Consider the following 22,729-nt stretch of genomic DNA (forward strand, 5'->3'; position numbering starts at 1 on the left):
ATGTCTTTATTGACCCAATACGATAAATGCAATTACGACACCAATGATTGGAAGTGCCTCTACTAGGGCTACACCAATAAACATTGTTGTTTGAAGAGTACCTCGTAATTCCGGTTGACGTGCAATACCTTCTACTGTTCTACCTACGATTAAACCGTTACCAATACCTGCACCTACTGCTGCAAGACCTACTGCAATTGCCGCTGCAATCAGACCCATGTTAAATTCCTCCTCGAATGTATTTGAATTTGTTATTTATTAATGGTCAGAACTCACTTTGTGAGACATATAAACCATTGTCAACATTGTAAAAATGAATGCTTGGATAAAGCCTACGAATGTACTGAAGGCCTGCCACGCTAACATAGGAATAACTCCTCCTAAGAATCCCAGGATACCAGCTGAAGTAATACCTGCTAATAATCCCAGCAGGATTTCACCTGCATAAATATTCCCGTAAAGTCGAAGTCCAAGCGTCAACGTGTTAGAAAACTCCTCAATGATCTTAAATGGGAGCAAGAAAGGAAGCGGACGCATGAAGTCTTTACCTACTTCATTCGCACCTCTCATCTTCACACCATAATAATTAGTGAGAACGACAACCATAACGGCAAGGGTTAAGGTAATGCCGGGATCGGATGTCGGTGATTTCCACCAAAGAACATGATGTGGTGCAAAAATTGTAACTACCCCTAGCATGTTAGAGACAAAGATATACGTGAAGAGAGTTAATCCTAATGGTAGAAATAGTCTCCCTACATTCCAGTCCATGTTTGAACTAATGATACCTTTTACAAAGTCAATGAGCCATTCCATAAAGTTTTGAAAACCCTTTGGACGCCGTTCCAAACTTCGTGTTGCAGCTACAGCAACAATAAAAACGATGACTGAAGCAATCAGCATCATTAAGACGTTGGAAAGGTTGAAGTCCAGCCATTCAAGACCCAGCGCATTCTCCAACATTGGTGCTTCGTGATTCATTCTGTTCACCTCTCTTCCATCGTGCTATTCTGTTTCATGTTTCAACAGGTAGTCTATTAAAATGACAAAGTAGGCTGTCATTAGGCCCAATACTACTGAGATAATGTGGAAATGTTCTTCGAATTGAAGTGCAATTACGGCTGCTAAAGCGCCTGTGGCTAATCGTGTGAACGTACCAATATTTGGTTTTCGTTGCTTAGAGTTTGATGTATCCGTGGAATGTTCACCTAGTCTGGATATCTTTCGCTGCATAGTCCATAGGTTGTAAAAGCTTAAAGTGGTTCCTAATAAAAGGCCTGAGAAAACCGGTTTCCAAGGTGTAAGCCCCCATCCTAAAACGAGAAATGCTAATAGGTAGAACATCCATTTTCGTTGACGGGATATCATTTGTTGATAGTCTTCCATGTTAATCGTCTCCCGAGTACGTGCGTACTAAATGAATGGTCCCATATGTACCTGCCCCTAAACCGAGGAAAAGTCCAATAATCAGGAATGTAGGTGCGGTGGATAGGAGGTCATCGATCCATTTCCCAATAAAAACACCAGCTAAAGGACCGCCGGCTAAATGAGAAACGATAGCGCTGGTGAGCGCCATAGCATGAAATGATGACTTAGATCGTTTCATTTTTTTACACTCTCCCTTTTAGGTTAGGAGAAGTTGTAATCCTGGAAGTTAACCTTCTATGAAAACCTTATCATTCTATCCTATGTAAGAATACAATAGGGGTCGGTTCATGTCAATGAGTATGTGATTAAAAATACAAATGTTTGACACCATTCGATCACATTTCCGTCACATTTCAGTTGCATTCCTGATCGAAAAAGAGAACTTGTCTTTTTATATAGAAAAAACCACCATAAAAAAAGAAAATATGGTGGTTTTTTCATTTTCCTTCTATATAAATAGGAAATGTGTAACTGTCTTCCCCTTCACTTGTCTGGATACTCACAACAGCTACATATGTTCCTGCAAGATCAAGTTTCTTCAAACTTATGTCTCCCTCAATCATACCGGACTTCAGATCTTCCAACTTCACCAAATTCCCAACTCTTAACATGGTACCGGCCCTGTATAAATCAATGCTCACTTCGGAAGCATCATCAGCAAGATGCATCCGATAAGATGCTTCATCCTCATTCCGCCACTTTTGAGAAAGCTCAAAACCTGACACTTTATCATAATTTGAATGATCTTTCACATACATGTAAGGAATATCATAGTCCTCTGTGTCAGTTTTTATCGATAAAAACCCTTCATGAACCCCGTCCTCAAGTAAAGCAGAAGATAACCTAAGCTCTACAGCCAAATCTTTTTTACTCTTCGGTGGGATTTCCACAGGCATTGGAACTGTCCACCATTCTCCTTTTTTCATACTTGGTCTTTCCATTTGCAGCTTAATCGGCTGTTCGGTCAAGTTTTTCACCGTTAAAGGAAGACGTTTACGGAAAAACTTCTCTTCAATCTTTCCAATGCTGTACCCTCCCTGACTAATTAACAGAGGTGGATCAAGAGCCTGCTTAACATCAATGAAACCAGCCCCCTGCTCTGTCGGCAGAAAAGGATTTTTCTTGTTATAAATTAAATCAGCTGTCGTTGTGAGTGCGTGTTTTATTTCTTCAGGCGTCCATTCAGGGTGGGCTTCCTTTAACAAGGCAGCGACACCAGCAACGTGAGGGGAAGCCATGCTTGTCCCCTGCAGAGAACCGTATCCTCCCGGGACAGTACTCAGGATATCTACACCTGGTGCCAGAATATCCGGCTTGATCTCCCAGTTAGTCGTTACAGGCCCCCGGGAACTGAAAGAGGCGACCTGTTCGTCAGACGGTACTTGATTAGATTCTATCCATTGATGCTGATCAACAGCTTTTTGTTTCAGCCATTCTCCTGCCTGCTTTGATAATGAAGCAACTGGAATAGGCAGCTTTATCCGATCAAGTCCTCCATGGAACCCCCCGCTTTCATTGTTATAAATCAAAACGGCTGCGGCCCCTGCTTGATAAGCTTTTAAAGCTTTAAGACTGAAAGGAATCCCCCCTCTTTCAACGAGGGCTATCTTCCCTGTCAGGTTTGGAATATCCTTGTCTTTCGCACCTATCCCTACATGCACGATTGGATACTTCTTTTCCAACTCCCATTTGACCGAACCTGACATGATCTGGACAGGAATCTGCTTCTCTTCCCCAGCCACTCTTAGAAAAGGGGCTTTCGAAGCTAGAGCTGATGCCCCCACCGTAATGGCGGCTGAAGAGGTAGCTGGTGAACCAATCGTCCAAGCTCCAGGTCCTGCGTTCCCAGCCGCAACGACAACGACCGTTCCAAGCTCTATGACTTTGTTTACGGCGTGGGTAGTCGGCCAATCCGGTCCATTCACAGCATTTCCAAGCGAGAGATTAATAACATCCATTCCATCGTTCACTGCCTCTTCCAAAGCTGCAATAACCTGCACTGAAGAACCCATCCCCCCAGGACCAAGTGCCCGGTAGGCATATAAATCTGCATCAGGAGCAATCCCCTGCATTTCTCCATCCGCTGCTATAACTCCTGATACATGAGTGCCGTGCAGCGTAGCTCCTTCCTCTTTTGTTTCCATAGGATCTTCATCAAAATCCACCGTATCATATCCACCCTTATAATTCTTTATTAAATCCGGGTGTGTGTAATCCACGCCAGTATCAATAACTCCTACTTTTACCCCCTTTCCTGTATAAGGGGTTTGGATTCGTTCACGTATTGTTTCTGTAGAGAATTGAAGTTTTTCCTCTCCTAATGCTTGGTAGGTTTGTACTGGGTATTGGTTGGTAACCTCTTTCATACGCGAAATTTTCTCTAATTCTTCTTCAGTACCCCGAATCGCTAACCCATTGAAAATCGTATCGTACTTCGTAATGATCTCAAGTCTCGGATACCTTCGTTCTATCTCTGAAGCAAAGGATCCCGGGTTATGATCCAGCTCGATGATAATCGTCACTTTCTCTTCCGGCTGAGGAGCACTAAAACCTGATAACAATAAAAAAATGACGATAAGGCTTGCCATATAACGCATAGGAAGCGCTCCTTTTTTCATTAGCCTGTGCCAGAGTAGGCGGATTATACAAGGGGACGGAGGAAGATAAAAATAGAGATGCAGGAAGAATAGGAACAAAAAAATCATCCTGTTAAGAGGGATCTCAACAGGATGATTCTTTGGTTTTATTCAATTTCAAAAGGGGCCGGCTTATCTTCACGATGTTGGAAGAAGTATCGAATCGCTTCAGCAATACGTGCAGAAGCCTTGCCATCTCCATATGGATTGGAAGCTTTCGACATGGCTTCATGTTTCTCGTTATCGGATAACAATTCATGAGCCAGATGGAAAATATGATCTTCTTCTGTACCAGCAAGCTTCAATGTTCCCGCTTCAATCCCCTCCGGACGTTCTGTTGTATCACGGAGCACAAGCACTGGAACACCAAGAGATGGAGCTTCTTCCTGGACACCACCTGAATCGGTTAAGATCAGATGAGCGCGTGATGCAAAGTTATGGAAGTCAATCACATCCAGTGGATCGATTAATTTAATACGCTCGTCATCACCTAAAATCTCATCCGCTGTTTCCTTGACTACCGGATTCAAGTGAACAGGATAGATAACCTGAATATCCTCATGTTCTTGAACCAGACGTTTAATTGCCCGGAACATCTGTTTCATATTGTTCCCAAGATTCTCCCTGCGGTGTGCTGTCATCAAAACAAGGCGCTTGTCTCCGACTTCATCCAGGACCTGTGAAGAATAGTCGTCCGCGACAGTTGTCTGAAGTGCATCAATGGCGGTATTACCCGTAACAAAGATATGATCTTCCGGTTTGTTCTCAGAAAGAAGATTATCCCGCGACTTATTTGTTGGTGCAAAATGCAGGTCAGCCATGACGCCGGTTAGTTGACGGTTCATTTCTTCCGGGAATGGTGAATACTTATTCCAAGTTCGTAAACCGGCTTCCACATGACCAACCGGAATCTGGTTGTAGTACGCAGCAAGTGAAGCAGCAAAAGTTGTTGTCGTGTCTCCATGAACCAGCACAACATCAGGTTTCGTTTCTTTCATCACTTCATCCAGACCTTCCAGGGCCCGTGTCGTGATTTGAGCGAGAGACTGCCTGGATTTCATAATATCCAAATCAAAATCTGGTTCAATTCCAAAAATAGATAGTACCTGATCAAGCATTTCCCTGTGTTGGGCGGTTACAGTAACAATGGGTTCAAATTGTTCGGTACGCTTTTTCAACTCCAATACAAGAGGTGCCATTTTTATAGCCTCCGGTCTTGTACCGAATATCGTCATCACTTTAATACGATCTGCCATTTCTGCCCCTCCTTTAATGAATAATTTCGAACTGGATCTTACTTCGTTCCATACAGACGGTCGCCTGCATCACCGAGACCAGGAACGATATATCCTTTTTCATTTAATTTTTCATCAAGAGCTGCAAGGTAAATGTCAACATCAGGATGCTCTGCTTGTACTGCTTCAACGCCTTCTGGTGCAGCTACCAGACACATTAGACGAATTTGACGTGCTCCACGTTTCTTCAAGGAGTGGATAGCTTCGTTGGCAGATCCGCCTGTCGCAAGCATCGGATCGATGACAATCAGTTCACGTTCTTCGATATCGCTGGGAAGCTTAACGTAGTATTCTACCGGCTGTAGTGTTTCCGGATCACGATAAAGTCCTACGTGACCGATTTTCGCAGCAGGGATCAACTGGACAATCCCATCCACCATACCTAAGCCAGCACGTAAAATAGGAACAAGTCCGATTTTCTTACCTGTCAGTACTTTTGCTTTTGCATCCTCAACTACAGGTGTGTCGATCTCTACTTCCTCCAAAGGAAGGTCACGGGTAATTTCAAAAGCCATAAGTGCCGCTACTTCATCGACTAATTCACGGAAGTCTTTTGTACCTGTTTCTTTTTTACGTATGTACGTCAACTTATGTTGAATCAAGGGATGATCCAATACATAAACGTTTGCCATTGCCTATCACTCCTTCTCAAAATTTACATCCTTTAAATTGTACTGAAAAAGAGATGTGACTGCAACCATAAATATAAAAAAAGGTTTTTAAAGGTGTTCTGTTAAAATTTGTTGTTGATCTTAATTATCTGAATCCGAGTAATCTACTATCGGAAGAGTGAGTGGATTAAGCGCAATATAAAAAGAGGACCTCCAATAAAATTTGGATGTTTCTCTTCTGTTGCTGCTCATACCAACACTAAACTTTAACAGAGCCTAAAAAAGAGCCGCTTGATGATCAAGCGGCTCTTTCCTAATTATAATGAAGAATAATTTAATGTCTGATACATAGGGAAGCGGGAAGTTAGTGCCCGCACGCGCTCTTCTGCTTCTTTCATCTTTGCCTCATCTTCGAAGTGTTCAAGAGTGAATGCAATTAAATCAGCGATTTCTTCCATTTCAGCTTCCTTAAATCCACGACTGGTAACAGCTGCCGTACCGATGCGGACGCCACTTGTAACAAAAGGACTTTCAGGGTCAAAAGGAATTGCATTTTTGTTTGTTGTTATTCCAATTTCATCTAAAGCTTTCTCGACAACTTTTCCAGTCAAACCTTTACTGCGCAGATCTAATAAAAGAAGGTGGTTATCGGTTCCACCAGAAACAAGGTCGACCCCTTTTTCTGTAAGAGATTCACCCAAATGTTTAGCGTTGGCAATAATCTGGCGGGAGTACTGTTTAAATCCTGGTTCTAATGCTTCCTTGAAGGAGACCGCTTTTGCTGCAATGATATGCATTAAAGGACCACCCTGCATTCCAGGGAACACATTTTTGTCGATCTTCTTGGCAAACTCTTCTTCACAAAGAATCATTCCTCCACGTGGTCCACGCAGCGTCTTGTGAGTCGTAGTCGTTACAAAATGGGAATGGGGAACAGGGTTTGGATGTAACCCAGTGGCGACCAGCCCAGCAATATGAGCCATGTCTACCATAAGGTATGCTCCTACTTCATCAGCGATTTCTCTGAATTTAGCAAAATCGATTTCTCTTGGATAAGCACTGGCACCAGCAACAATTAGTTTAGGCTGAACTTCCTTGGCTTTGGCTAATACAGCGTCATAATTAATCTTCTGATCGTTTTCTTCAACGCCGTACTCCTCAAAATTATAAAGTTTACCACTGAAATTAACCGGGCTGCCATGAGTTAAGTGACCACCATGATTCAAATTCATTCCCAGAACCGTATCTCCATGCTCGAGAACGGTGAAGTAAACCGCCATATTAGCCTGAGCTCCAGAATGGGGTTGAACATTTACATGATCGGCTCCAAACAACTGCTTAGCACGATCACGAGCTAAGTCTTCAACAACATCCACATGTTCACAGCCACCATAATAACGGCGGCCTGGATAACCTTCTGCATATTTATTGGTTAAAACAGAACCCATCGTTTCCATAACCGCTTCAGAAACGAAGTTCTCCGAAGCTATTAACTCAATATTATCCTGTTGGCGCTTTTTCTCATCTTGGATTGCTGCAAAAATTTCTGCATCTGCTGATTTCACATGGTTCATGGTATTTTCCCCTTTCCATTCTCTTAATCACAAGAAATATCTTCAGAACGACTTTCATAAACAGCCCGCGCTCCACCGATTAGAGGGGGGCGTGTATTGGCGGCAGTGATATGGGCTTGACCAATTGATTTCTGATGAATCCTAACCGGAACGGCTACCCGCTTCAAGTGCATCCCAATCAAAGTATCACCAATATCAAGTCCACTTGAAGCCTCAATTGTCTCCACTAAGACAGGGTCTTCCAAATGTTGATAAGCATAGGACGCCATCGATCCACCCGCTTTCGGCACAGGGACAGCAGAAACTTCGGTCAGCCGGCTGCGCTCTAAAACTGAGCGTTCAACAACTATGGAACGATTCAGGTGCTCACAGCATTGAAAGGCTAAATCTACACCACGAATATCCGCGAGTCTCTTCAGTTCATTGAATAGAACTTCTGCAATTGATTCGCTTCCCGAAGTACCAATCCGCTCACCAGCAACTTCACTTGTTGAACAGCCGATGACAAACAAACCGGGTTTAACCACTTCATCGCTCAGCAATTGGTCAACAACCATGCGCACATCATTCTCAATTCCATTGATATCCACCACTTTACAACCCCCTCAAAAAGGTCTGCACACAAAACAAACCACTTGTACTTTGTTACTTACAGATCTTCCACAAACGGTTTGATTATAAAAAAGGAGAAGCTTTATCGCTCCTCCTTCAGTTGTCCGCTTCAGCTTATGTAGGCATCCGCTTCTCTATATTCCATTGTATTACTTATTTTCGTATTCGGCAATCTTACTTACACGAGTTTTATGACGTCCGGCTTCAAATTCTGTAGTCACCCAGGTTCTCGCTATTTCCCTTGCTAAACCAGGGCCAATCACACGCTCTCCCATACACAATACGTTCGAATTATTGTGCTCACGTGTCGCTTTTGCTGTGAATAAATCATGAACGAGCGCAGCACGAATTCCTTTCACTTTGTTCGCAGAAATCGACATCCCGATCCCTGTACCACAAATTAGAATCGCCTTATCAAATTCACCATTGGCTACACGCTCAGCAGCAGGAAAAGCATAGTCAGGGTAATCTACAGAATCCTCACAATCACACCCGATGTCTTCATAATCCACTCCAAGCTGATAGAGGACGTCTGCTACTTCTTTACGTAAGTTTACACCGCCATGGTCGGAGGCAAGAATGATTTTCATTAACCGACACTCCCATCTTCTTCTATTCCCCTTATCGTGACAGTTTACAAATATACTGTCAATCAGTCAGAAGAAGGAACCATTCATACTAAACCATTGTTATGTACCGGGGGGATAGTGACCTCAAGCGTGTTAAAGATCTGCTTCTATCCCTATTCGTCTTCAGCCTCAATTTTCATGACCAGCATATCAATGTACTTTTCCAGTTCCTCACGTGTCTTTCTGTAAACAGTCAGACTCCCTCCAAAAGGGTCAGAAACATTTACATCCGGCATGGTTTGTTCCAGACGCTCGATCTCTCGAATTTCCTCTGACAATTCCTGTCTGAGTTTACTCTCTAATTCCTGATCACTCAAAACATTCTGGTATTCTCTCACCAAAGCCGTACGCTTTTCTTCAAATTTACTATAAAATTCTTTCAGTTTCTGCCATTCACCCTCATCGATAAGAACAAATTCCTTTAAAGTATAATACTTTTCCTGATAATCAGGATACTGAATGGCTAATGTCTGCTTATGACGGTCGGTCATTGTCAGGATAAGATCTGCCCAAGCCAGCATCTCCTCATCCACAGGACTCGTTTGGTGATTCAGGGTCAAATCAATTTCTTTAAGGACAAGGTCGGAGTTTTCAGCTATCGATTCACCTTTTCCAGCAAAGATACCTGCAGACCGGACCTTACCTTTCTTGTATTTTGACTTTAAAATGGCCTCTGCCATCGGGCTTCGACATGTGTTACCCGTACACACAAATAAAATATTCATGACCAATCTTCTCCTCATCCATAGTAGTCCATTTTCTCCATAATATCACAGAGGACGGTCTCACTGAAACATGTCAGAATATGGCATTCAAGCCTAACGCACAAAGAATGCTGCCTCCCAGCAGCTCACTATATCTCCCAAGCATCGCGCCTGCATGACGACCAATGATAAAGCCAGTCCACGTAAGCAGCATACTAAACAATCCAAAAGATACCACCGAGATGATTACATCCGCATCGCTTAATCCTAAACTGAACCCTACCGGAAAGCTGTCAATGCTTACGCTCAGCGCAAACAGCCAAAACCCAATACCTGATAAACGATAGGAAAAGGAATGTTTTTCAGCAAATGAAGCAAAAACCGCATAAGCACCTAAACCAAACAGCATCGCCCCACCAGCAAGAGTTGCCCAATCACTGGCACTTTCCGAGAACCACTGTCCCAGAAGCATTCCAAAACCAGGCATAATAATATGAAAGGCTCCTATAGCTACGCCTGTTAAAAATACATATTTCAACCTTACCGCCTGCATTCCCATTCCTAACGATACAGAAAATGCATCCAAACCTAAGGCAAGCGACAGCAAAATTAATGAGGTCATATGTTCCAATTAAAAATCCCCCTCCACTTAGGACATGCTGTACCATCGTATGCATAGGAAGGGGGATGTATGTTAGTATGCCGTTACCTTTTTCACGGCAGCTTTATTTAAGCGATTCATTACTGCTGCACCAACGCCGGTTTCTGGGAAAGCTTCACATAAAATAACGTCAACGTCAGATTCCTTAAACTCTCGTAAAGCTCCATAAAGACGCTCAGCTACCTGCTCCAGGTTCTCCCTTGAACCGCAGCTGATGATTCGGTTGTGATCAAGTTTATTCAATAATTCCTCACTCGCAATAATGCCAATTCTAAAGTTTTCCTCTTTCAATTTTTCTACTTGATTTTCAAAGAATTCATCATCTCCATCAATCAGCCATAGAGGAGCTTCCGGAGCATAATGAGTATACTTCATACCAGGCGACTTTGGCCGGTGCTGCTCATTAATCATAGCAGGGTCCATCATGACCGTGGGAAGGATCGTTTCCAAGTCCTCTTTAGTCACCCCGCCCGGACGAAGAATAACAGGGATTTCTGACGTACAATCAAGGACAGTTGACTCAACCCCGACCCCTGTAGGTCCCCCATCTAAGATTCCTGCAATCCTTCCATCCAGATCCTGATATACATGTTCAGCCGTTGTCGGACTAGGTCTTCCAGAACGATTAGCACTCGGAGCCGCTAAAGGTGTTTCAGAAGCCCGCAATAATGCGAGAGCCAACGGATGATCAGGCATACGAATAGCGATCGTTGTCAAACCAGCAGTAACATTCCCGGCCGCTGAGCCATTGCTCTTCATAATTAATGTCAGTGGTCCCGGCCAGAAAGTTTCCATCAATTTTCGAGCCATTGTTGGAATTTCGTCTACTAATTGCTCAACCTGCTTTCTATCTGCAACATGAACAATTAATGGATTGTCTGACGGCCTGCCCTTCGCTTCAAAAATACGTTGAACAGCCGATGGGTTGGAAGCATCCGCCCCTAAGCCATAAACTGTTTCTGTAGGGAAAGCTACTACCTGCTCCTGATGCAGAAGTTCAGCCGCTTCCCTGATTGCTTCTTTCATTTCTTCCGTATTATCCGATTTCTTCCACACCTTTGTCTGCATGCTCATCAAAAGTACTCCTTTTTACTAATAAATATCCACTTCTATTATGATGAATTCAACAAATAATCGCAAATTTAGACATTATTCACAAGATGTCCTCAAGTTATCCACAAAATTGCCCACATATCCAAAGAATCCGTTAGTAACTTTACGTGACAAAAGCAATTCATCAACAAGTTATTCACATATGTTAACCTTTTTGTGAATAACTTACCGTTTTATGCACAATTACTTGTGGGCAACTTTATATACCCACAACTTTTTTTCGACATCTTTTAAATCAAACTGTTGATGCCGCAGCAAAAAGTCAAGCGTATCTGAGTGACTTTCTACATGGAGCTCACGAAAGTTCTCTTGTTCTACATAGACTTGAATCACTTCAAATATTTCCAGGATCCTTCCAGGTGAGAGATCATCCTTTACATGGAGCTGTTCTAATTTCCCTATCCCCTGAGAGTATTGAAGGATTTTAAAGGTTCCAATAACCTGTCCTTCTTTATTCAATTGATAGAGCTCTTCTTCTACTTTTTTAATATACATAATAGAATCCACACTCCTTTGGTATAAACCTATGAAAAGGAGTGTGGATTCTATGCTAGGAAAAAAGACTTTCCCACAATTGAACAACGAAAAATTTAACTTCTTTTTCCTCTTTACCTTCGTCTTTTATGTCTTCGTCTTCTGTAGAGACTTCCTCTGCTTCTGCGACACTTGTTCCATTAGAGAAGTCAAGGAAGCATAGAGGCGGAAATAGAACACACCACCAATTATCCCCCTCACCTTCCCCCAAAGTGATTAAAATCGCTTCATACTCTCCAGCAGGATAAATGTACGATCCATACAGTTTGGTAGGAAACTGCACATTGGTTCCATATTCTACGGAATAGGAATATGTGAGCCCCTGGTCTTTCAAGGAATCTTCAACAATGGCTTCCAATTCCGGCAGACGACTTTGAATTAATTCTCTAGCCGCTTCAACAGAAGTGAGTTCTTCCACCCACTTTGTTATCTCAGCATTTACGTCGTCACGAACGTTACGCTTCACAGACTGATCCTCAGCAGCATTACTGTCAGCCAATATACGAAGACGAATGGCTTCGTCAGGAATGACTTGGTATTGTTGTACAGCTGTACTTTTCTGCCCCCAAGGAAGGACCATTAAAATAATAGATAAAGATAATAATAACAGTAAACCGTTTTTCATTTTCTCTTCCTCCCTGTCGTTCTACTAGTCGCTAGTATGGACAGAGAAAAGAGCCGCTAAACAGAAAATCTATGAATCTTTTAAAAGTCCAGCTTAATGAATCAAAATGCAACGGCCGTTAAAATTGGGAATTAGCCTAAGAAGCTGAAAACCATCCGATCTTTTCCGTTTATGTCCTGTCGTACATCTGTTTTGTATTCGGGTAGAATCAAATGAATAAGACGCTCCACAGCATCCCCCTGTTTATGACCAATTTCAAATGCAATGCACCATGGCTTTTTATCCACTGTGGATATCTGCTCCAATATCGTTCGATAAGCAGCCAGTCCCTCCTCTTCAGCAAAGAGAGCGAGCTCAGGATCAAAATTAAGAACCGTATCATTCATTTCGGTCTTTTCAAGAGCAGAAATATATGGAGGGTTTGAAACGACCACATCAAACTCCTCTCCCACTACCGGAGCGAGAAAATCCCCTTGTTTAAAACGAACATCAGCTTGAAGTAAAGTGGCATTATCTATGGCAACCCTTAAAGCTTCATCAGAGATATCCACCGCTGTTACTTGACTATCGGCCAGTTCCAGAGCAGCTGTAATGGCAATAACTCCACTGCCTGTTCCGAGATCTACAATCCTCGGACGCTCTACACCTCTTAATCGGATCGCTTCGACCAGCCCAAGTACGAGCTCTTCTGTTTCCGGTCTTGGAATCAGTACATCTGAACTCACTTTAAACTCCCGTCCATAAAAGTGAGCATATCCTGTAAGATGCTGAATGGGAACACCCATTTCCACATGCCTGTGAACGGCTTCTATAAATGAATCCTTCACTCCATCAGGCAGGGGGTCTGTCTCATAAGCCAATATTTTTGAAAAAGGCCAGTCAAGGAAATATTCCAACAACAAATCGGCCATCCGTGCTTCTCTTTCATGTTCCAGTAAAAAAAGAGAAGCCCATCGGCGGGCTCCTCGAATCGTCGTAAAAGAAGGCTGCATATTATTCACCGATCTGCTCTAATTTCTTCGTCTGCTCTTCAATTAGCAATGCATCAATGATCTCATCCATGTTTCCTTGTAGAATCTGATCAAGCTTCTGCAGAGTCAGCCCGATACGGTGATCCGTTACCCGCGTTTGAGGGAAGTTGTAGGTACGGATGCGTTCCGAACGATCTCCTGTCCCTACAGCAGATTTACGGCTTTCGTCATATTCCGCCTGCGCTTCCTGCTGGTACTTATCATAAATACGGGCACGAAGAACTTTCATAGCTTTTTCCTTATTCTTAATCTGTGACTTCTCATCTTGACAGGACACAACAATTCCTGTTGGCACGTGCGTCAGACGAACGGCAGACATCGTTGTATTTACACTCTGACCACCCGGGCCACTCGATGCAAAGGTATCCACGCGGATATCTTTATCATGAACTTCTACTTCAACTTCTTCTGCTTCCGGCATAACGACAACGGTTGCTGTCGAAGTATGAATACGACCACCAGATTCCGTTTCAGGTACACGCTGCACACGGTGGGCTCCATTTTCGAATTTCAGTTTAGAAAAAGCCATATCGCCATTTACCATAAAGATAATTTCTTTATATCCACCAACGTCGTTTGCATTCGCTTCAATGACTTCAGTCTTCCATCCCTGCATTTCAGCATAACGGGCGTACATACGGTAAAGGTCTCCAGCAAATAAGGAAGCTTCATCTCCGCCAGCTGCTCCCCGTACTTCCATAATAACGTTTTTGTCATCATTGGGATCTTTTGGCAGCATAAGGACTTTCAAGCGTTCTTCAAGGTCCTGTTTGCTTGTGGATAATTCATTGATTTCCTCTTTGACCATCGCTGTCATTTCATCATCAAGATTATCTTCAAGCATCGCTTTCGCATCGCTCAATTGTTCTGTAACTTCTTTATACTCACGGTAAGCATCAACGGTCTCCTGCAAACCTGATTGTTCTTTAGAATATTCACGGAGTTTATTTGTGTCAGAAATAACCTCAGGATCACTTAGTAATTCATTCAGTTTTTCATAACGGTCTTCTAATGTTTGTAAACGTTCGATCAATGGTATGCACCTCTTTCTCCATAACAGTCTAATTATATTATAGAGAGATCACGGATACAACCGCACACCTGTCCCTGTCGTTAAAAAAACAGGGCAGCCAGAATTAAAGACCGGCCGCGTCAGCATTATTTAATTCTTACAGCGATATCATAGCGCGGGACAGCCTGGTAGACTGCTTCTTTAATTTGAGATTTCCATTCGTCCAATTCTTCTTTAGACATGTCCTTTTCCCCTTCTACATCAACGGTGACCCAGACTTTGTTCGCTTCAATAATAACACGCTTTACTTCGACACCTTCCAGTTTCTGCGCTGCTTCTTTAATCATCTGCCGATCCTGCTTTAACCCCCATGTCTTCCCAACTTTGTTCATGGACCTCGGGTTTTCATTTTCTCTGGTCACGTCATTGTTCATGCCCATATTTTCCACATCATCACGACTCGTTTGACCTTGATACTTTTCTGTTTGTAAACCGCAGGCCGTTAAAACTGCCAGAGACAATAACATCGTAAGAATAGATCGAATCATCCAACTCACCTCTTCTATTTTTATCGTTATTGTCTCCGAAAGGAAAAAACCTATGTAAAAAATTAAAGTCCAGCCAAGTCAAACTTTTCGAAAGGATAAAGGAGAAACAAAAAAAGGCCCATGACAGGACCCTCAGATTCATCAGTGAAAGTTAAGTCTAAACCGATTTTCTCAGTGCTCTTTCATCCACTTTACTTTCATACTGCTTCAATTGTTCACAAAGGTTCGAGTAGTCCATGCACATTTGGTACACTTTATCTTCTTTTGTACCCCCAAGTTCCAGACATTCTCTTGCACAGGTCCGACACACATCCGCACAGGAGTCACATAATTCAAACATTAGTTTACTTTCTTTTTGAACCACTTCAACGGCATATTTATAGGCGTTCATACACTCTTCAAGTAAGCTCGACATCTTAAGCAAATCTGCCTTTCTCTCCATACGCACTGCCCCCCTTATCAAATGTAAGTATCCATTCAATTTCAAGATCACTCACTTTTGTTTACCTTCCTTTAGGGTACCACGTTCAAAAAGCTAATAAACGGTTCAGAGCACATCGAGCACACATTAACAACATAGATGGGAAAACGTTTTTTAAGGTACACCTCATAGGGGGAGGGACAGAAACACCACACAAAAAAAGACAGCTGTTAAACAGCTGTCTTTCTCCATTTATTCACTCATTATTTTTCCAGCGTATGCCGCTTTTACTTGCTGCTGCCTGGGTTTGTTCGGTACTTCATGATGATGGCGGCATCGCGGCTCATAAGATTCAGATGCCCCAACTAAAATGACAGGGTCATCATACGATGCTGGAGATCCATCTATTAACCGCTGGGTACGACTAGCTGGCGAACCGCAAACAGGACAGATGGCGTTCAGTTTTGTTACGCTCTCACTCAAAGCCATCATGTCAGGCATTTTACCGAAAGGTTCCCCTCTAAAATCAGTATCAAGGCCAGCGACGATGACGCGCATGCCTTTATCCGCTAAGCACTCAACTACTTCTACAATATGTTCGTCAAAAAACTGCATTTCATCAATTCCTACGACATCTACTTCGTCCGTAACGTGATGGAGGATATCCAAAGAACTTTTTACAGGTCGAGCCATCACTGAAGTGCCATTATGAGAGACTACAGCATCTTCTTTATAACGGTCATCAATCGCAGGTTTATATACACGGACGGTCAAATTACCGAAGGTTGCACGTCTGACACGACGAATCAGTTCTTCTGATTTGCCGCTGAACATGCTTCCACAAATTAGTTCGACCCATCCGCTTTGCTTCATTACATACACGTCTACTGTCGCTCCCTTCTCACTCGATCAAGCTTCAAAAGTGCAGGACCACCTGCAACCTTACATCATTACCGGCATTACCAATAAAAAAGAGCTCCCTTGATTACCCCCGATGCACCGGAGGCTAAAATCACCAAGGACAGCTCCCTTATTTATTCATACGTCCAGGGCAGGTAGGAAACTCATGCACCAAGCTTCCCACACCCTTATTTTTTGACAAAAAAACAGGCAAACCTCTGAGACCATTTGCCTGTTTTTGCTCAAAATGATGAATTCTCCTTCAAAAGAAGAAGGATCATTATTATGAAAGGTTATATTTCTTCTTGAAGCGATCAACACGGCCGCCAGCTTTGTCAGCTTTTTGCTTACCTGTGTAGAACGGGTGAGACGCAGAACTAATCTCAACGCGGATCAATGGATAAGTGTTTCCATCTTCCCACTCAATTGTTTCTTCAGAAGTCTGAGTAGACCCTGTTAGAAACTTGAAATTAGAAGTTGTGTCTAAGAATACAACTTTTTGGTATTCTGGATGAATTCCTGTTTTCATGTTCTTCCACTCCTTTTTGCCCTGAGTCCTTAAGAAACAGAGTTATTGTAAGAGCCGTCGAAGGTTCGTATTAACACCTTGTACTGAAACTCACATAGAATGATTATAACAGGGGCAATCCCTTGATGCAACATCCAGTTTTTATTAAATCCTTTTAGATAGAAGGTTCAAAGGGAACAGGCAGCCCTTCACTATACGAACGCTTGAGGGATTGGCCTGATCGTATGCCGCCTGTTTAAAACATCTTTACTTCCTCATCCACTTAACCTTCGTTCCTAGTCGATGAACGACGGGTTGAAGTGGCTTTCCCTTTCATGTCTTTATCCATTAAATCAAAGAATTCATCGTTATTTTTTGAAGCTCTCAAACGACGCAGGAATCGATCTGCGAAATCATGGGAATCAGACATGGTCTTCCTAATCGCCCATATTTTATCAAGATGTGTCTGTGGAAGTAACAATTCTTCCTTCCTCGTTCCAGAACGAACAATATCAATGGCAGGGAAAATACGACGCTCAGCAAGGCTGCGATCCAGATGAAGTTCCATATTACCTGTCCCTTTAAACTCTTCATAGATGACATCATCCATTCGAGATCCGGTATCAACAAGGGCCGTTGCCAAAATAGTCAGGCTTCCCCCTTCTTCAATATTACGCGCAGCACCAAAGAATCTCTTCGGACGGTGGAAAGCCGCCGGGTCAATTCCTCCAGACAGTGTACGTCCACTTGGTGGAATGACAAGATTGTAGGCTCTGGCAAGCCTTGTAATACTATCCATTAAAACGATAACGTCCCGCTTATGTTCTACCAGGCGCATCGCTCGTTCCAGAACAAGCTCAGACACTTTAATGTGGTTTTCGGGAACTTCATCAAAGGTTGAACTGACAACATCCACATCAGCAGCAACGGAACGTTCAATATCCGTAACTTCCTCCGGTCGCTCATCCACAAGAAGAATAATTAACTTAGCATCTGGATGGTTGGTTGAAATGCTGTTTGCCATTTGTTTTAACAGCATTGTCTTCCCGGCTTTAGGTGGAGCTACAATTAAACCACGCTGTCCGTAACCAACAGGAGACATCAAGTCCATAATACGTGTAGAAAGCTTCTTCGTTTCTGTTTCCAATTTCATCTGACGATCTGGATATAAAGGAGTCAACGCAGGGAAGTGGACCCTTTCCTTAGCCGAATCCGGATCCTCCCCATTTACAGCATCCACGTGGAGAAGGCCGTAATACCGTTCATTTTCTTTTGGCGGCCGCACCTTCCCTGACACCTTATCTCCATTTCTTAAGTCAAAACGGCGGATCTGCGAGGCGGATATATAAATATCCTCTGCACTTGGTGAATAGTTGATCGGGCGTAAAAAGCCGAACCCTTCTGATGGAATAATTTCCAGGATCCCGTCCATAAATAAGAATCCATCTTTTTCAGCCTGTGCTTTTAAAATAGCGAAAATCAGTTCCCGCTTCGTTAATTTTGCATAGTAAGACACTTTATACTGTCTTGCTTTGGCATAAAGTCCTTTCAATGTCATTGTTTCTAAATTGGAGATTGTTAAATCTGCCACAAAATCACCACTCTTTTTATATTTCGTTTTCTAATTGAAATGAAGGATGCATTATCTGAGAACACCCTTTTAAAATTTTGGAATGATCTGCTTAACATAAAGATCCGCAAACAGAATCCGATTGTTTTCATCTGAACTAAACCTGATCATGGACTGCTCTGGTCCAATCCATTCTTGTGTATTTAAAGTAGTCGCCTTCTCTTAAGTGAATAGTGAATTAGAAGAAAAAGGAGAAGTTATGTGAAGTTAGAAAAATAGAAGCCTGCAGAGGTTGAACAATGTCAATCACTTCTATCATTAACAAACATCCTTTATTGTACTCCTGTCCATAAGTAGTTTCAATGTTAATTTGAGAAATGTTCCGGGAGGATATCTTGTAGAAAAAGAGAGGAAGTCATATAAAGACGACCCCCTCTCTATATAGTGAAGAATTGGTGGCTAACTATAATCCTTACGTTCAGTGTTCATTAAATTCTGTGCCCATTTAGTGGAAAGGAGGGCGACCCCCAGGTTTTTACGAATTTTGAAATTGTTCAACTTCCTCATCTGACATCTCTTCATACCAGACGTTTGCACCTAAATCTATCAGTTTATTCGTGATGTTCTCATATCCTCTTTCAATATGATCAACTCCGGTGATTTCAGTAATCCCTTCAGCCATTAAACCAGCGATTACAAGCGCTGCCCCTGCTCGTAAATCGGAGGCTTTGACTTTTGCTCCCTGGAGTTTCGAAGGTCCGGAGACAATAGCTGATCCCCCTTCTACTTTAATAGAAGCGTTCATCCGTCTAAGTTCATCCACATGTTTAAACCTTGCCTGATAAATCGTATCAGTGACAACCCCCGTACCCTGGGTTTGTGTCAGCAGTGAAGTGAAGGGTTGTTGTAAATCAGTAGGAAAACCAGGGTAGACAAGCGTTTTAATATCTACGCTCCGCAGCTTTTCTCCTGGACGGACGTATAATTGTTCATCATTCTCTTCAATAATAACGCCCATCTCCCTGAGTTTTGCCAGTAGAGACTCCAAATGCTGAGGAATGACATTGTCAATAATCATGCCATCTCCTTTTGCAGCTGCCATAATCGTGTACGTTCCCGCTTCAATCCGATCAGGGATAATGGTATGAAGGCAGCCTTGAAGCTTCTCTACACCTTCAATACGAATGACATCCGTACCTGCCCCTTTGATCTTCGCCCCCATACTTGTCAGTAACGTAGCTACGTCTATGATCTCTGGTTCTTTGGCAGCATTTTCAATCACTGTTTTCCCTTTAGCACGAACGGCCGCAAGCATGATATTTATCGTTGCACCGACACTCACGACATCCAGGTAAATCCTGGCGCCGCGAAGCTCTTTCGCCCGCAGGTAAATGGCGCCTTGTTCATTCGTAACTTCCGCCCCCAAGGCTTCGAAGCCTTTAATGTGCTGATCTATTGGACGCGGACCTAAATGGCAGCCACCAGGCAGTCCGATAACTGCTTTGTTAAAACGCCCCAGCATGGCTCCCATAAAATAATAGGAGGCTCTTAACTTTTTCACTTTTCCGTTGGGAAGCGGCATGTCGACCATGTTAGAAGGATCAATATGTACGGTTCGCCCTTCTTTATGAACCGACCCACCAATCTCTTCCAATAAATCAGACAAAATCCCAACATCTGAAATGTCCGGAAGACCCTCGATGGTGACAGGTGATTCGGCTAAAATAGCTGCCGGTAATAAAGCAACTGCACTGTTTTTAGCTCCACTTACCCGTACCTGTCCACGTAAAGGCTTTCCACCTTCTACTAATAGTTTATGCATGTATAACTCCTCGCTTTAAGGTGAAGATTATGATTTTAGTATGTGCAATTTTTTCCATTACACACCTATTATTTTTGCTTATTCCAGTCATTGAGAAACTTTTCAATCCCCTGATCGGTCAAAGGATGCTTAACAATTTGATAAAGTACTTTGAACGGGACTGTCGCTATATGCGCGCCATGAGAAGCTGCTTCGGTTACATGAATCGGATGACGGATAGAGGCAGCAATGATTTCAGTCTTAATAGCATGGAGATCAAATATCTCAGAAATTTGATCGATTAGTTCAACACCATTATGACCAATGTCATCAAGGCGCCCTAAGAATGGAGAAACATAAGAAGCCCCTGCGCGGGCAGCGAGTAAGGCCTGATTAGCTGAGAAGACCAAAGTCACATTTGTCTTAATGTTCAAGTCGCTGAATGCCTTCACAGCTTTCAGACCTTCCATCGTCATGGGAACCTTAACAGTAATGTTCGGAGCGATAGCTGCCAATTCCTTACCTTCACGAATCATACCCTCAGCATCCTCCGATATCACTTCCGCACTAACCGAACCCTTCACTTCATCGGTAATTTCTTTCAAGCGCTCATGAAATGAAACCCCTTCTTTTGCTACGAGACTCGGATTTGTCGTAACTCCCGCAAGAATCCCCAGTGCGTTAGCTTGACGAATATCCTCAATGTTGGCTGTATCGATGAAAAACTTCATTTCCCCACTCCTCTTCCCTTCAGAAATAACTCGAAACCATGAAATTGTCGAATGATGGCGTTTTCATTAATACTTAAAAGGAAACCGCTACATTGTAGCGGCTTCCTTGTTACTATACTTACGCTTTTTGAGAAGAACCGAATTCACGCATCTTACCAATAACGGTTTCTTTGATTGCGTCGCGTCCAGGTCCTAGGTATTTACGTGGGTCATACTGTTCCGGCTGTTCAGCAAGAACTTCACGCACGGCTTTACCTTGAGCGATTTGGTTTTCAGTGTTTACGTTAATCTTAGCAGTACCGAAAGAAATAGCTTTCTTGATATCTGCAGTAGGGATTCCTGTACCACCGTGAAGAACAAGAGGCTTGTCTACAAGTCCCATAATTTCTTCCATGCGGTCAAAGCCAAGGTTAGGCTCGCCTTTGTAAGGGCCGTGTACAGAACCAAGTGCAGGTGCAAATACGTCAACGTTTGTTTCGTCAACCAGCTGTTTACACTCAGATGGAATTGCATATGCAGCTTCTGCATCGTCAACGATCAAGTCGTCTTCTTGTCCACCAACACGGCCAAGTTCTGCTTCTACAGAAACACCATGGATGTGAGCAAGCTCAACAACTTTTTTCGTTACAGCGATGTTTTCTTCCAATGGATCATGAGAAGCATCGATCATTACAGACGTGAAACCTGCGTGGATCGCTTCCGCACATTTTTGGAAGCTGGAACCGTGGTCCAGGTGAATCGCTACTGGTACTGTTGTACCGTAAGATTTCATAAGTGCTTTAACCATGTCTACGACAACGTTGAAACCACCCATGTAACGTCCAGCACCTTCAGATACACCAAGGATTACCGGGGATTGCTCTTCTTCAGCAGCCTGAAGAATGGCTTGAGCATATTCTAAGTTATTAAGGTTGAACTGTCCTACACCGTAGCGTTCTTCCTTAGCTTTTTCTAGCATTTCTTTCATTGATACTAATGGCATGAAAGATATCCTCCTTTAGGTAAACGATCTATTCCTATTTACAAGCATGTTTCCATAAGAAAACACACCATGTATTTTGGTCACAGTAATAGAATACCAATACCCTTCTTATGGTGCAACATCAGGAGAATTATATAACGCTTACATTAAAAAAAAAAGTCATGAACTGCTATGAACGAGTGTCCCAACAACCAAATCTTTCAAATTTTGGATGTCAAATGGTTTAGTTATGATATCTGTTACAAAAGGAAAGTCAACTTCTTGCTGAATCGATTCTTTCGATTCCCCTGTAATAATAATCACAGGTGAATGGAAGTCGATATTCTCTAAGTACAATAATACATCTTTCCCGTGCATGACCGGCAGATTGTAATCCATTATAATCAGGTCCGGACTAAGTTCCTCAACCAGGTCGCAAGCTTCTCTTCCGGTTTTAGCACAAATGGTTTCGCAGCCTTCCATTTTGAGTATCTCTTCTAATAGAAGGCGGATTCCTGGCTGATCATCCACAATTAGGATCCTATTCGTCATGATTTCTCCCTGCCTTTCCTTATTTTAATCCTGATTCCCTCTTTCATCTTCTATAGCTACTTTCTAGAGCTTCCGCTTCTTTTCCTGCGCACGTACGTTCTGTTTGTCAAAATATCTGTACTTTCTTATTCGGGCCATGCTCTTATGTATGTTCTATAAACGGCATTCCTTCATTATAGGGATTAAACATATCTTTGTTAGAGCATCGTGTTGATGACATTCTGATTATCATATAAAGTCAGGCATGGACGCCAGCCAGACAAAAAAAGGCG

26 protein-coding genes are annotated in these 22,729 nt (G+C 42.8%); all 26 read right to left on the minus strand.

Annotation, left to right across the window (positions count from 1 at the left end; all coding sequences use genetic code 11):
• Positions 1-6: 6 nt before the first annotated feature.
• Positions 7-219 (minus strand): F0F1 ATP synthase subunit C, encoded by a 213-nt coding sequence (atpE, locus tag LC036_RS09335; RefSeq protein ID WP_226581412.1) that lies wholly within the window; start codon positions 217-219, stop codon positions 7-9.
• Between the two features lie 39 nt (positions 220-258).
• Positions 259-981, minus strand: a complete 723-nt coding sequence (gene atpB, locus LC036_RS09340; RefSeq protein WP_226581414.1) for a F0F1 ATP synthase subunit A — start codon at positions 979-981, stop codon at positions 259-261.
• 24 nt (positions 982-1,005) lie between these two features.
• The gene (locus LC036_RS09345) at positions 1,006-1,386 is read right to left on the minus strand and encodes an ATP synthase subunit I (RefSeq protein WP_226581416.1); all 381 of its coding nucleotides are present in this window, start codon (positions 1,384-1,386) and stop codon (positions 1,006-1,008) included.
• A gap of 1 nt (position 1,387) precedes the next feature.
• Positions 1,388-1,606, minus strand: a complete 219-nt coding sequence (locus tag LC036_RS09350; protein ID WP_226581419.1) for an AtpZ/AtpI family protein — start codon at positions 1,604-1,606, stop codon at positions 1,388-1,390.
• Positions 1,607-1,865: 259 nt separating this feature from the next.
• The gene (locus tag LC036_RS09355; protein ID WP_319004451.1) at positions 1,866-4,016 is read right to left on the minus strand and encodes a S8 family serine peptidase; all 2,151 of its coding nucleotides are present in this window, start codon (positions 4,014-4,016) and stop codon (positions 1,866-1,868) included.
• A gap of 155 nt (positions 4,017-4,171) precedes the next feature.
• Complete coding sequence (wecB, locus tag LC036_RS09360) at positions 4,172-5,320, minus strand: non-hydrolyzing UDP-N-acetylglucosamine 2-epimerase (protein ID WP_226581422.1); 1,149 nt, start codon at positions 5,318-5,320, stop codon at positions 4,172-4,174.
• 38 nt (positions 5,321-5,358) lie between these two features.
• A complete protein-coding gene (upp, locus tag LC036_RS09365) occupies positions 5,359-5,991 on the minus strand; it encodes a uracil phosphoribosyltransferase (RefSeq protein ID WP_226581424.1) in 633 nt (210 codons plus the stop codon).
• 296 nt (positions 5,992-6,287) lie between these two features.
• Positions 6,288-7,544 (minus strand): serine hydroxymethyltransferase, encoded by a 1,257-nt coding sequence (gene glyA, locus LC036_RS09370; protein ID WP_226581425.1) that lies wholly within the window; start codon positions 7,542-7,544, stop codon positions 6,288-6,290.
• A 23-nt stretch (positions 7,545-7,567) separates the two neighbouring features.
• Positions 7,568-8,128, minus strand: coding sequence for a TIGR01440 family protein (locus tag LC036_RS09375; RefSeq protein WP_413229881.1), 561 nt, complete (start codon positions 8,126-8,128; stop codon positions 7,568-7,570).
• Between the two features lie 177 nt (positions 8,129-8,305).
• On the minus strand, positions 8,306-8,746 hold the full coding sequence (rpiB, locus tag LC036_RS09380) for a ribose 5-phosphate isomerase B (RefSeq protein ID WP_226581427.1): 441 nt from the start codon (positions 8,744-8,746) through the stop codon (positions 8,306-8,308).
• A 152-nt stretch (positions 8,747-8,898) separates the two neighbouring features.
• Complete coding sequence (locus LC036_RS09385) at positions 8,899-9,510, minus strand: low molecular weight protein arginine phosphatase (protein WP_319004452.1); 612 nt, start codon at positions 9,508-9,510, stop codon at positions 8,899-8,901.
• Positions 9,511-9,583: 73 nt separating this feature from the next.
• Positions 9,584-10,111 carry a manganese efflux pump MntP family protein gene (locus LC036_RS09390; RefSeq protein WP_226582492.1) on the minus strand — a complete coding sequence of 176 codons (528 nt, stop codon included), beginning with the start codon at positions 10,109-10,111 and terminating at the stop codon, positions 9,584-9,586.
• 72 nt (positions 10,112-10,183) lie between these two features.
• Positions 10,184-11,218, minus strand: coding sequence for an L-threonylcarbamoyladenylate synthase (locus LC036_RS09395; protein ID WP_226582495.1), 1,035 nt, complete (start codon positions 11,216-11,218; stop codon positions 10,184-10,186).
• A 228-nt stretch (positions 11,219-11,446) separates the two neighbouring features.
• On the minus strand, positions 11,447-11,758 hold the full coding sequence (locus tag LC036_RS09400) for a hypothetical protein (protein WP_226581429.1): 312 nt from the start codon (positions 11,756-11,758) through the stop codon (positions 11,447-11,449).
• A gap of 55 nt (positions 11,759-11,813) precedes the next feature.
• Positions 11,814-12,422: a stage II sporulation protein R gene (gene spoIIR, locus LC036_RS09405; RefSeq protein ID WP_226581430.1), complete on the minus strand. Its 609-nt coding sequence runs from the start codon at positions 12,420-12,422 to the stop codon at positions 11,814-11,816.
• A 131-nt stretch (positions 12,423-12,553) separates the two neighbouring features.
• The gene (prmC, locus tag LC036_RS09410) at positions 12,554-13,414 is read right to left on the minus strand and encodes a peptide chain release factor N(5)-glutamine methyltransferase (RefSeq protein WP_226581433.1); all 861 of its coding nucleotides are present in this window, start codon (positions 13,412-13,414) and stop codon (positions 12,554-12,556) included.
• A 1-nt stretch (position 13,415) separates the two neighbouring features.
• Complete coding sequence (gene prfA, locus LC036_RS09415) at positions 13,416-14,486, minus strand: peptide chain release factor 1 (protein ID WP_226581435.1); 1,071 nt, start codon at positions 14,484-14,486, stop codon at positions 13,416-13,418.
• 125 nt (positions 14,487-14,611) lie between these two features.
• The gene (locus tag LC036_RS09420) at positions 14,612-15,013 is read right to left on the minus strand and encodes a YhcN/YlaJ family sporulation lipoprotein (RefSeq protein WP_226581437.1); all 402 of its coding nucleotides are present in this window, start codon (positions 15,011-15,013) and stop codon (positions 14,612-14,614) included.
• Positions 15,014-15,170: 157 nt separating this feature from the next.
• Positions 15,171-15,455: a hypothetical protein gene (locus tag LC036_RS09425; RefSeq protein WP_226581439.1), complete on the minus strand. Its 285-nt coding sequence runs from the start codon at positions 15,453-15,455 to the stop codon at positions 15,171-15,173.
• Between the two features lie 231 nt (positions 15,456-15,686).
• A complete protein-coding gene (locus LC036_RS09430; protein WP_226581441.1) occupies positions 15,687-16,316 on the minus strand; it encodes a thymidine kinase in 630 nt (209 codons plus the stop codon).
• A 301-nt stretch (positions 16,317-16,617) separates the two neighbouring features.
• Complete coding sequence (locus LC036_RS09435; protein ID WP_226581443.1) at positions 16,618-16,863, minus strand: type B 50S ribosomal protein L31; 246 nt, start codon at positions 16,861-16,863, stop codon at positions 16,618-16,620.
• A gap of 262 nt (positions 16,864-17,125) precedes the next feature.
• Complete coding sequence (gene rho, locus LC036_RS09440; protein ID WP_226581445.1) at positions 17,126-18,433, minus strand: transcription termination factor Rho; 1,308 nt, start codon at positions 18,431-18,433, stop codon at positions 17,126-17,128.
• A gap of 514 nt (positions 18,434-18,947) precedes the next feature.
• The gene (locus tag LC036_RS09445; protein WP_226581447.1) at positions 18,948-20,234 is read right to left on the minus strand and encodes a UDP-N-acetylglucosamine 1-carboxyvinyltransferase; all 1,287 of its coding nucleotides are present in this window, start codon (positions 20,232-20,234) and stop codon (positions 18,948-18,950) included.
• 68 nt (positions 20,235-20,302) lie between these two features.
• A complete protein-coding gene (gene fsa, locus LC036_RS09450; RefSeq protein WP_226581449.1) occupies positions 20,303-20,944 on the minus strand; it encodes a fructose-6-phosphate aldolase in 642 nt (213 codons plus the stop codon).
• Between the two features lie 118 nt (positions 20,945-21,062).
• Complete coding sequence (gene fba, locus LC036_RS09455) at positions 21,063-21,926, minus strand: class II fructose-1,6-bisphosphate aldolase (RefSeq protein WP_226581451.1); 864 nt, start codon at positions 21,924-21,926, stop codon at positions 21,063-21,065.
• Positions 21,927-22,085: 159 nt separating this feature from the next.
• Positions 22,086-22,457 (minus strand): response regulator, encoded by a 372-nt coding sequence (locus LC036_RS09460; protein ID WP_226581453.1) that lies wholly within the window; start codon positions 22,455-22,457, stop codon positions 22,086-22,088.
• Positions 22,458-22,729: the final 272 nt, after the last annotated feature.

Source organism: Halobacillus litoralis (assembly GCF_020524025.1).
Classification (GTDB): Bacteria; Bacillota; Bacilli; order Bacillales; family Halobacillaceae; genus Halobacillus; species Halobacillus litoralis_D.